General features: G+C 55.0%; 15 protein-coding genes. 14 read left to right on the top strand and 1 reads right to left on the bottom strand.

Annotated features, from left to right (window positions below):
* Positions 1-90 precede the first annotated feature (90 nt).
* A complete protein-coding gene (locus tag AABA21_RS39080; protein ID WP_338258629.1) occupies positions 91-921 on the bottom strand; it encodes a hypothetical protein in 831 nt (276 codons plus the stop codon).
* A 382-nt stretch (positions 922-1,303) separates the two neighbouring features.
* Between AABA21_RS39080 and AABA21_RS39085 the strand changes: the two genes are divergently transcribed.
* From AABA21_RS39085 to AABA21_RS39150, 14 genes are all read left to right on the top strand, one after another.
* On the top strand, positions 1,304-1,744 hold the full coding sequence (locus AABA21_RS39085) for a hypothetical protein (RefSeq protein ID WP_338258630.1): 441 nt from the start codon (positions 1,304-1,306) through the stop codon (positions 1,742-1,744).
* Positions 1,744-2,577, top strand: a complete 834-nt coding sequence (locus tag AABA21_RS39090) for a hypothetical protein (RefSeq protein ID WP_338258631.1) — start codon at positions 1,744-1,746, stop codon at positions 2,575-2,577. The genes AABA21_RS39085 and AABA21_RS39090 overlap by 1 nt, the downstream gene beginning before the upstream one ends.
* Positions 2,578-2,589: 12 nt before the next feature.
* Entirely contained in the window at positions 2,590-3,138 is a 549-nt protein-coding gene (locus tag AABA21_RS39095; RefSeq protein WP_338258632.1) for a hypothetical protein, read from the top strand.
* Entirely contained in the window at positions 3,117-3,689 is a 573-nt protein-coding gene (locus tag AABA21_RS39100; protein ID WP_338258633.1) for a hypothetical protein, read from the top strand. The genes AABA21_RS39095 and AABA21_RS39100 overlap by 22 nt, the downstream gene beginning before the upstream one ends.
* Positions 3,686-4,165: a hypothetical protein gene (locus tag AABA21_RS39105; RefSeq protein ID WP_338258634.1), complete on the top strand. Its 480-nt coding sequence runs from the start codon at positions 3,686-3,688 to the stop codon at positions 4,163-4,165. The genes AABA21_RS39100 and AABA21_RS39105 overlap by 4 nt, the downstream gene beginning before the upstream one ends.
* Positions 4,162-4,434: a hypothetical protein gene (locus tag AABA21_RS39110; RefSeq protein ID WP_338258635.1), complete on the top strand. Its 273-nt coding sequence runs from the start codon at positions 4,162-4,164 to the stop codon at positions 4,432-4,434. The genes AABA21_RS39105 and AABA21_RS39110 overlap by 4 nt, the downstream gene beginning before the upstream one ends.
* Positions 4,431-4,760 carry a hypothetical protein gene (locus tag AABA21_RS39115; RefSeq protein WP_338258636.1) on the top strand — a complete coding sequence of 110 codons (330 nt, stop codon included), beginning with the start codon at positions 4,431-4,433 and terminating at the stop codon, positions 4,758-4,760. Before AABA21_RS39110 ends, AABA21_RS39115 begins: the two co-directional genes overlap by 4 nt.
* Positions 4,757-5,131 carry a hypothetical protein gene (locus AABA21_RS39120; protein ID WP_338258639.1) on the top strand — a complete coding sequence of 125 codons (375 nt, stop codon included), beginning with the start codon at positions 4,757-4,759 and terminating at the stop codon, positions 5,129-5,131. Before AABA21_RS39115 ends, AABA21_RS39120 begins: the two co-directional genes overlap by 4 nt.
* Positions 5,128-5,445: a hypothetical protein gene (locus AABA21_RS39125; RefSeq protein ID WP_338258640.1), complete on the top strand. Its 318-nt coding sequence runs from the start codon at positions 5,128-5,130 to the stop codon at positions 5,443-5,445. Before AABA21_RS39120 ends, AABA21_RS39125 begins: the two co-directional genes overlap by 4 nt.
* Entirely contained in the window at positions 5,442-6,239 is a 798-nt protein-coding gene (locus AABA21_RS39130) for a hypothetical protein (protein ID WP_338258642.1), read from the top strand. Before AABA21_RS39125 ends, AABA21_RS39130 begins: the two co-directional genes overlap by 4 nt.
* 75 nt (positions 6,240-6,314) lie before the next feature.
* Positions 6,315-6,845: a hypothetical protein gene (locus tag AABA21_RS39135; protein ID WP_338258643.1), complete on the top strand. Its 531-nt coding sequence runs from the start codon at positions 6,315-6,317 to the stop codon at positions 6,843-6,845.
* Positions 6,846-7,049: 204 nt separating this feature from the next.
* A complete protein-coding gene (locus tag AABA21_RS39140) occupies positions 7,050-8,414 on the top strand; it encodes a ParM/StbA family protein (protein ID WP_338258644.1) in 1,365 nt (454 codons plus the stop codon).
* Complete coding sequence (locus AABA21_RS39145) at positions 8,407-8,814, top strand: hypothetical protein (RefSeq protein ID WP_338258645.1); 408 nt, start codon at positions 8,407-8,409, stop codon at positions 8,812-8,814. Before AABA21_RS39140 ends, AABA21_RS39145 begins: the two co-directional genes overlap by 8 nt.
* Before the next feature lie 107 nt (positions 8,815-8,921).
* Positions 8,922-9,525, top strand: a 604-nt coding sequence (locus AABA21_RS39150; protein WP_338258646.1) for a hypothetical protein, incomplete at its 3' end; no start/stop codon positions are given.

The following is a 9,525-nucleotide window of genomic DNA, read 5'->3' on the forward strand; positions in this document are numbered from 1 at the left end:
TGAAGCTTGTCACGATTGCCATGGTCGCACGAAAAGCAATCGGAAGCGCTCGCGACGAGTGGCCAAGCGTAACTATTGCATCAGCATACTTTAATCAGTCTCTGGCATGTGCCAACCTTTTTTCTGTAAACAATCCTGATAGCGCTGAATGAGCCGAGACGCGCCAGGGCGTTCTAGATCCAACACAAAGGCATTTTTCGCTAAGTGATAGAGCGGTGAGAAGAACAGCTTTTGGATGAGGATATCGCCCTGTTTAGAAGCAGCTTGAGCATAGATTCTGGTTACATATCGATCTGGATATTGTTCACACCAAAAATTCATAAAATGATTAATGAGTGACATGAATTTAAATGTGTGCTCAGGGTGACAGACGACGCTTTCTGCGAGGAGCGTATATTCCCCTTTGCGGTCATATGTCTCTATTTCCTCTGTTTTTATTGTTGTTTCATGTCTCTTACCTGAAAGTATATCCAAGATTATTTCTTCTGCTACTGGTAGAAGGCTGATATATGCCAAGATATTTTCTCTCTTGGGTGAATCATAGACAGCAAGAGCTACACGTGGATTTTTCTTGACACGCTCTGCATAATATGCCAACCCCTCTAATTCAACATCATCTCCATAGACTTGATAGTCCAGCTTTAATGATGTGAGGACATCTGACATATTCTCTATCCAATCAACATAGAGAGGCGCAGTCTCTGACTCTGTTTCTGTTACTACTTCGCCTCCCCCTCTTTTCCTATTAAGCCTAGATTTCACTTTTAAAATGCTTGCAACTTTATATCTTGATTTTCGTGGGGGGCTTCCGGGTTCTCGTTCAATATCTCCTTTAGAGACATAATAAAAAAATTGCCCCTGATTGGTTCCCAGCAGCTTGATACCTTGTTTGGAAGATACATATTCGCTTGTCGGACTCATGAAAGCTCCTAATAACAAAACTTAGTAAGTTTTTATGAAAACTGATTAAGTTTATTATACAATAAAAAATTGCTCGGAAAAAGGGTTGATTTTTAAAAACTCTCTGAGTATACTTGGGATCGTAGTAAGTTTTTTACTTAGTTTCTGACCAATTAACTTACTATCCATGAATAATCAAAATAAAGCCTAAGTTAATCTTGAATTAAGTAGATGCAAATGCGCTTGAAACTGCTGAAGCTCAATTCGAGGAAATCAGATGCAGGTGCTACCAACACCTGCATCTAGAACAGGCGTCTAGCCCAATTTAACACAAGCCTAGACACCCATTCCATGTATTTTGGAATACGCGGTGTCACTAGTCAAGCCAGGAGGGCTTTGACCAATGTTGACACTTGTTGAACCTGGGACTTTTGTGCCCAAAAACCCTGCTGCTCATGGCGAGGAGCAGGGACATCCCCCTTGCGGACACCATACACCGTCCGTCGCTCCCTTGTTGTGGAGCCTCGAGAACACACGCAGCGCCCTCTCATCGCAGCCTGGTGGCAGTGGTATGCCACCAGATGGATCACACATTCCCACCGGCTTTGATTTCGGGCCGGATGACGATGGTGAAGAGAACGAGCCACCTTACAGCTGCGCTTTTGATCAGGAACAAGACGGAGGCCACATCACCTACCCACCGGTCGATGCCGATCTTGATGTCGAGGACACACACGACGCAGATGGCTCCTTGATGGATGAGCAGCTGCGATGCAACACCGTTCGACCTCGCCAGCAGCCCACGAGCGATCGTCTTCCACTATCCTGGAAGGAGGTGGAGTGATGGCGACCCAGAAGCAGATTCGTATCGCCAGCCATGATGAGGGCTTTGAAGGGTGGACCTCGGCTTCGAGGCTGACGCACAGCTCGGCGGTCCGGTGGACTGGCACCGGTGATCGCGACGAGTATGAGCAGGCAACGTCTCGCACCAGAAGCATGTCGCAACGGGCGTCCCGTCCGGAACCTGCTCGGGGGCAAAGTGACCCCACAACCAATGGCGATCCAAGGCGTCTTCGGCCCGCCACTGATCGCCAGCGCATGGTCCGTGCCAGCCGCCGCAGTGCCACCGCGACCCAGGCACAGTCGCTCACGGCAAAGACCTATCTTCCGGTGGAACAGGAGAAGGTAGGCAATCGCCAGCAGCGTCGCCAAGCGCAGTGGTTGGAGTTCTTTCGTATCCATCCCGGACTGTTCATCGGTCTCGCGCTTGGCCTGCTTATCAGCCTGCTCGTCTTCCTGTGGTTTCTTGCTTCTTTGGTGCATATGCTGCATCAAAACGATATGGTCCATCCGGCCGAGTTCGGAGCGGCGCACAGCACGGCCACTCACTTGGTCGATCATCAGCATCGCTACTATCTGCTGGGGAGCAATGATCAGGGGCAGAGCTACATTATGCTGATTCCTGACGGCCAGCCTGAGCACGCCAAGCTGCTCGTAGGCCCCCATATTCCCAAAGATGCCTATATTCGCCTCTCAGTTAAGGACGTGAACGGTGACGGCTCACCCGATATCATCGAGGAGATCGTGCCCCCGGCTGGCCTGTTTCTTTTTGAGCAGCAGCCCCTCTCCGCAGTTTTTCTGAATGATGGTCACGACAATTTCAAGGCTCAGCCGTAAGGGAGGGAGATCATGGCCATACGCATGAGCGACGCTGAGTATGCCCAGCTGCTCTCTGTGGTGCTGGAGCGCAAGCGGGAGACCTCTATTACCAAGATCATGCCTCCGACACTGCCGGAAGGCTACCAGAGTTTGGGGATGCCGCAGCCGTTATCTGGCGATCACGAGGGCTGGTGGATCACGCTTGCCTTACACATCAGGCTGGACGTGCTCGGCATGCTGACGTACGACGAGGACGGCAAAAAAGTGGCGTTTCTGGCGGCACCGGAGGCGATCCTCTCCGTCTTCGCTATTCTTGACAATCTGATGGACCTGGCCGCCGATTGCTCCGCCGCATTTACTGATGACCACGAGCGGGAAATTTTCATGCTGTGGCAGGCCTGGAAAGCCGTACAGGAACCGGAAACCACCACCACGCAATGCGTCTGGTGCTGGTATGAACAACACCCTGGTGAAGCATTTCCGGCACAGGAGTCCTCCTCGTGTTGCGCCCGCCACAAGCACCAGGTTCAGGTGCTCAAGGGAGGAGGACTGGCATCATGGCAACGACAGCAACGGTAGGACGTTGCCCACGTCCGGCAGCGATGACGCTTGATGCCTGTCTGTTGCAGGTGCGCTTGGCAGAGCTGGTAGTGCTCAGCCGCTACCGGCGGCTCTCCCACATGCTGCGGAGCATCGGCACAGCAGAGCTGACCACGGTGACGCGCCTGGAGCAAGTTATTCTCCTTGCGCAAGCGACACAGCAGGCGATGAAGCTGGCGTGCCGCGTGGTGGAGCCACGGGCTGTTGTCCCGTTGGCGGTCTGCGATGCTTCGTTGGAGTACCAGGGAGCCTGGGCCGAGCCACAGGCATTGGTTGATGATCTCATCCTGTATGCGGAGGCCTATCAGGACGTCCTCCGGGATCAGGAGTTGAGCCATCCAGGTGAGTGTTACCAGCGCCAGGTGATGTTGCGCACGCAGCATGCTCACCTGATCCGAGCGTTGGCGGAGGGCTTTTACCGGATCAGTGTCTGGAAGGTTGACGTGCGGAAGGATGGCGCAGGGGAGTGCTCAGAAATCGATGAGGATTTCGATGACGCCTCGCTGATGGAAGGAGGGAAGCTGGTATGAGCACACCTTCGCATAAGACACAGACGCCATCCGGCCAGCCGGTTCATCCATCCATCCTGCTCCAGCAGGTGCTTGCTACTCAGGCTGAGCATCGCTTGCTGCTCCAGCAACAGGGAGCGGTCCTTGAGCACCTGGCAGAGATGACCCAGGATCTCGTCAGCCTGCACCATACGTTGTTAGCCCTGCTCAGGCAGCAGCAACACGCGTCCCCGCTGCCTGAGATGGCAGAAGAGGGTGCGGAGGAAGAGGAGGTTGATGCTGATCCAGATGATCCAGAGACCCCTGTCGAGGGCGCGTATGAAGCGTTTGCTCCTCGCCGGGCGAGCGAAGGAGCTCCGTTGACTGGTGAACAGGAACCCAACCAGGTTCCTGTTCCGCCCACTGAAATCTCTCCCATGCGATCTAAAGGGCCTGCCCCCATAGAGTTTCCCTCTCAGCCGAGGATACGACGCAAGCAAGGAGCAGTGAAGCTATGAACATCCATACAAAGCACCTGCTGTTTCTGACGTGTCGTCCGCGTACAGTCCTGGCCCTGGCTGATGAAGTCACGGATCATCTGGAGGCCCAGAGCCTTGTCGCTCGTGTCCTCCTCTACGGCATCAGCCTGAAAGGACAGGAAGGTTTCATCGTGCTGGAGTTTTCTGCGCCAATCCCGACGCACCTGCTGGACCATCTGAAAGCTGATGAGGATATCTTGACCATCGTGACGTGTCTGTATACGCCAGATGAGGAGGTGTCGCAATGAAGCAGCAGGTTCCACAGACTCCAGAAGTAACAGAGCTGATCGCTGAAGAATATCTCACCTTACGCCCGATGGACGAGCGTATCCAACGCACCGATACCTTTACCTTGATATTCGCGCGTGGAGCACTGGCGCTCTTGCAGGTTTACAATGCGCCATCATGCTCTGCTGCGCTGACGATTGCGCAGCAGGCTCTTCCGGGTTTTCTCTATACGGTCATCCCTGGGGACCATGCCAACGGCCAAGCAGCCATTTTTTATGCCTGGGGCTATCAATCCCACTGGGATGTCCAGGATCAATCAGCAGGAGAGGAGGAACCACACCTATGACCACTATGACAGTTCAGGCAATGGCACGAACAGCAGAAAGAGCAGCACAAGAGCCTGACGGCTATGAAGCCCTCAGTGCTCCCAGGCATCTGAGCATATTGCGCACCGTGACCTGGCTGATGGAGGCAGCCTTCGAGCAACGCCATGGCTGCTACGGCCTTCTGGTCTTCGATCCGCGCACTGGCACTGTGCAGATGTTTTTGACCACGGAAGCCGAGCTCGATAGCTTCTGTGCATTGATTGAGTGGTGCATCACCGTGGGCTCCTACTGGCCAACCTGCGAAGCGCTCATCGCCGAGTGGCGGGACCTCTGGCAACTGACGAAGGATGTCTATGATCAGGTGCTCCTGCGGAAGGCGGTATTGGCATGATCCTGAACGAGCATGAGCACCGGCAGGTGCCCGTTGTGCCAGATACTGATCACTGGCAGGAGGTGTTGCAGGAGAACGGGAGGGCGCTCTACTACGATGCGCGCTCCCAGCAGGGGAATGGCTCTCCCCGGCGTCGCGCCAGGCTAACACAACTGCCAGATGGTGATCGGGTGAAGATCGAGATACGCCTGACCCTGGTCCTCCCCATAGATCGGGTGGGCAACAAGCTGGGAGTGAGCGGCTTCCGGCAAGCGTCCTGGTATGCCCCCAGGTCAGCACAGACAGCCAGGAATGAACGGAGATCAAGTATATGAAGCACACAAATGAGCACCATGGGCCAAGGAGCATTACTCACCAGCAAGCGCGGCAACTCCTGAGCGTCACGCAGCAGAACGATTATACCTGGATGGCTGTGTTACCGGAGCTGACCTCCATGTGGGCGATGGGCCATTCGGAGGACGAGGCTATCGAGCAGTGGTTGCGGGACTATGACCAACCAGCACTGGCCCCCATCTTTGCGGCGTTGCTGCTAGAGCGTGCCGACCATCCGTTGGTGGATGAAAGTTCTCAGGACCAGATGCCGATCCCGCGTCCACTCACCGCTGAATTTTCCTATCGTGGGAAGCGCTATCGCATTCAGACCAATGATGGCTTGCCCAAACGTCACATCGTATTGCCCAACGGGACGGTCCTGGTGGTGTGTCTATGGCATGGACGCGTTCCGTCAGCGCTGGCCGATGTTCGTCGGAGCGCGGAGCCTCTGGCTCCTGAGGCTATCGCGTCGCAGCTCGATGGCGTCCTGGCGATAGAAATTCTCCAGGCGCCAGGGCAACAGGCTCAGGAGAACAAGGTGCATGACCTGCGTATCCGTTTTGTCCTGCACGGAGACCCCTTTCTTCTGTCTCACGAAGCCTACGAGCAACATAAATGGATTGTCTATGTGCCCGACCACGGCTATTACCGAATCGGTTCCTACCTGGAATCCATGCCGGTGCAACTGGGAGGACTTTCGCCGCTGTCTTCAGATCAGGTCGATCAGAACGGGGTCGCAGTGGCTTTGCATCTGGACGATGCCGTTGACGTTGACCCCTGGGATCGCGCCAGGTAAACCACCAATTAAGTCTGGGCGACAAAAAGCCCCAATCGTAGTGATAGGTCTATTGAGAAAGGAGAGCATCTGAAGATGCAACAGACACTGTTAACGCCGCGAGCGGCTGTGAGGGCACACCAGCCGCAAGCCCTAGAAGAAACACTCATGATTGACCTGGCTCTCTTGGATGAGTCAGAACTGATGGCGATCTCGGCGGCCATTGTGCGTCAGCATCTCTATCCATTTCCTTGCCGGGATACTTGGCGCGAGGCAACGTCTCTGGTCCTGCGGATCTTTGACGAACTGGAGGCGCGCCAGAGAGAGCGACGTTCTACCCATGAGCGTGTTGATGCGCGCTATGTAAGCGATGAGGTATTACTGGAGATCTACTACGAGCTGCGCCGGGAGGACGCACAGGTCTTGCCCCTTTGCCTTGGGAACGATCCGATAGCGCTGGCAGCCTATCGTGATCGCTATAATCTGCTCGCCGACGAATCAAAATCCTGGCTGATCTATCGCATCTTGAAGCAACGAGGTGTGCACATAGATGTGTATTTCCCTGGCCCAGAACATCGAGAGATGAGCGAGCGTGACACATTTTGTCCTCCACGCGAGGAGCGATAAAAAAACCGTCCCGCCCACCTGAGCGCTGGTGTGTACTGGTACATACCTAGTACCGAACTAGTACATACCGCTGATGATGCTGGTGTGTACTGGTACATACCTAGTACCGAACTGGTACCGAACTAGTACACACCACCGCTCAAGTGAGGATAGATATAGATTTGTTTATGAATTTTTATTGAGTACACATGAAGGAGAAATTTCATGAAGTGGTATGCAGCAGGACACGATTTTGGGAACGCCGAAGTGGGCAGTGTGGTTATCGTCTCAAAGTCAGAACAGCGACGGCACTCCATGCCGACCGCGTTTTGTCGCGTGGATGTTAACGTGATTAACAATCTCACCAATCAGGAGGTGCAACTTCAGCAGAAACCTGAACCTAAAAAGGGACGGGGGAAAGCCGCCAAGGCACCGGCAAAGACATCGCCGCAACCGCAGTCCAAAGAAGCCGAAGCCTGTGTCATTCAGTTTTGTGGTGAGTCTATTGCCTATGCCGTTGGGGATTATGCTCTGGCCCAGGGCAAACGCATCTGGACTGGACGCGGCGACCATCTGCGCTATGCCACCAAACACAGTGTTCGTGGCTTGATCGCCAATATCGCTCCGCGTATTCCCGACAAGGAGTTCGGGCTCTATGTGGTCACCGGACTGCCTGGCGATCTGTTCATGAAACATCGTGACCTGCGCCAAGCTATCAAAAAAGAACTCGATGGGACCTACGACTTCTCCATCGATGGTAGCGAACAGCGGCGGTGCACTGTGGAGGTGGCAACAGTAGTGATGGAAGGTGCCGGGGCGTTGATTGCTTATGCCGACAAGACGCCCGTGGCCAAGACGGCCCAATGCGGCGTGATCGACATTGGTGGCGGCACAACCGATCTGTATGCTCAGCGTGGCAGCGCCCCGATCACGGAGTATTGTCAGTCGGAACGCGTTGGTGTGGAGACGGCGGCGCAAATTCTACGTCAGATCTTTGAGCAGCGCTATCCTAACCGCGCTCTCACCGATGCCGAGGTTCGAGAGATCATGTTTGCTTTCGCATCTGGCAAAGCTGGTGAGTATCCGAGCCTCACCTACTTTGGAGAGACGGTGCCAGTGACCGAACTGCAGGAGATGGCGGAGGAGGCCGTCGACACCACCGGCGCTGAGATCACGTCCTTTATCGCCTCGGCTTGGCGGGAGGCTGATGGAGGCGCGCGCTTCGCCCCGTTAGTGCTGATCGGTGGTGGTTACCATTACTTTCTGGAATCCGTCAAAAAGCGCATTCCGCACATTGTCGATTTGCTGGAGGGTGAGCAGGAAGGGCAAGAGCTGACCGAGCTCCTGCTCGATCCTGTGTATGCGAACCCCACAGGCTATGCGATCCTGGCTGCGCGGTTGCTGGCCAAGAAGAACAAGGACGAGGCGGAGGCGGCTGCGGCCAGGGAGCAGACCACCGTGAGTGAGGGACCAGCCAATCAACAGACCCAAGAGGAGGGAACATTCCATGCAGAGCACCAAGCGGATCAGAAAGAAATGGCAGCGGTTGCGGGAGTTCCAGAGAGCCACGATCGCTACTGGAATGCCTGAGCGTGTGAAGGAGGAGGCGACCATGGCGCGCAATGATGAGAAATACTTCTACCTCAATTCGGTAGGGATCGAGAAGGACTCATGGACGTTGGAGCGGTTCCTGCAGGATGCCAAAGAGCATTGTATGCTCGACCTGTTGCCGAAGTTCCTCATTCAGCGTCTCACGGACTACTATCAGTTGATGGATCGCTTGGCGCTCAAGACTGAACCGTCGGCAGGAGCAGCAGCGGCCACGGTGTCGCAGCCGGAGGCATCCAGCGACGCGCCTGCGATGGATCAGCCTACTCTGGTAGGTGCCCGTCGCGGGAAGAAAAAGGGGGGCACGAGCCAGAACCAGGTACCTGCCGCGTCTGAATCGGCCACGGTGGACGATTCGGCAGATTATTGGGGGACGCTGTAGCACCTGTGGTGTGACGGCGACGATATGCAGGCGCAGACGGTGCGCTACGCCTGCATGCTTGTGTCCCTTTTCACGGTTGCATCGTCATAGGGAAGGAATTTGAGAAGATGAGTCAAGAAAAAGCGTGTGATTTCAATCACCAGGTCGCCGTGTTGACGGCATTGTTGGAGCAAGAACATGAGGCTGGTCGTACCACACATGGTCTGCAAGAGCTTGAGCTGCGCCGCAGACGGCAGGCTGACATTCAGCGTTTGTGGGAGGAGCTGCAACAGCCGTGGCAGCTCCTCAAGCAACGTGTGGATAATGTATCAATGCTCCCGCCAGCGGAGCAGATCACGTGGGCGCAGAGTGTGCGATCGATGCCAACCGCCACACTTATGGAGATTGATACGACAGGTGTTGAGCATGATGCGGATCTCGTGCGGTTCACACTGGCAGACATCCATGGCACCATCTTTTATGATCAGCTGATCAAGCCTGGCCAGGCGCAGCTCGGTACGGAAGCGAGTCAGCGGAACGGGTTGGCAGCATCTGACCTGGTAGATGCGCCGCACCTGCACGATGCTTGGCCACACCTGTGTCAGGCAGTGGCAGGGAGATACATTGTCGCCTTTGGGCAGGAGTGGGACGGCACGATGCTCAAAGCCGTTGCGAAGCGCTATGGCCTGCCTCAGATCGTGCTCATCGGCGAAGATCTTCAGCGGCTATGCA

The organism is Dictyobacter halimunensis (assembly GCF_036245075.1).

Bases quoted from the DNA above. Each gene is read 5' to 3' on its own strand.
- AABA21_RS39080 (WP_338258629.1), bottom strand. From the start codon at position 921: ATGAGTCCGACAAGCGAATATGTATCTTCCAAACAAGGTATCAAGCTG.
- AABA21_RS39085 (WP_338258630.1), top strand. From the start codon at position 1,304: ATGTTGACACTTGTTGAACCTGGGACTTTTGTGCCCAAAAACCCTGCT.
- AABA21_RS39090 (WP_338258631.1), top strand. From the start codon at position 1,744: ATGGCGACCCAGAAGCAGATTCGTATCGCCAGCCATGATGAGGGCTTT.
- AABA21_RS39095 (WP_338258632.1), top strand. From the start codon at position 2,590: ATGGCCATACGCATGAGCGACGCTGAGTATGCCCAGCTGCTCTCTGTG.
- AABA21_RS39100 (WP_338258633.1), top strand. From the start codon at position 3,117: ATGGCAACGACAGCAACGGTAGGACGTTGCCCACGTCCGGCAGCGATG.
- AABA21_RS39105 (WP_338258634.1), top strand. From the start codon at position 3,686: ATGAGCACACCTTCGCATAAGACACAGACGCCATCCGGCCAGCCGGTT.
- AABA21_RS39110 (WP_338258635.1), top strand. From the start codon at position 4,162: ATGAACATCCATACAAAGCACCTGCTGTTTCTGACGTGTCGTCCGCGT.
- AABA21_RS39115 (WP_338258636.1), top strand. From the start codon at position 4,431: ATGAAGCAGCAGGTTCCACAGACTCCAGAAGTAACAGAGCTGATCGCT.
- AABA21_RS39120 (WP_338258639.1), top strand. From the start codon at position 4,757: ATGACCACTATGACAGTTCAGGCAATGGCACGAACAGCAGAAAGAGCA.
- AABA21_RS39125 (WP_338258640.1), top strand. From the start codon at position 5,128: ATGATCCTGAACGAGCATGAGCACCGGCAGGTGCCCGTTGTGCCAGAT.
- AABA21_RS39130 (WP_338258642.1), top strand. From the start codon at position 5,442: ATGAAGCACACAAATGAGCACCATGGGCCAAGGAGCATTACTCACCAG.
- AABA21_RS39135 (WP_338258643.1), top strand. From the start codon at position 6,315: ATGCAACAGACACTGTTAACGCCGCGAGCGGCTGTGAGGGCACACCAG.
- AABA21_RS39140 (WP_338258644.1), top strand. From the start codon at position 7,050: ATGAAGTGGTATGCAGCAGGACACGATTTTGGGAACGCCGAAGTGGGC.
- AABA21_RS39145 (WP_338258645.1), top strand. From the start codon at position 8,407: ATGCCTGAGCGTGTGAAGGAGGAGGCGACCATGGCGCGCAATGATGAG.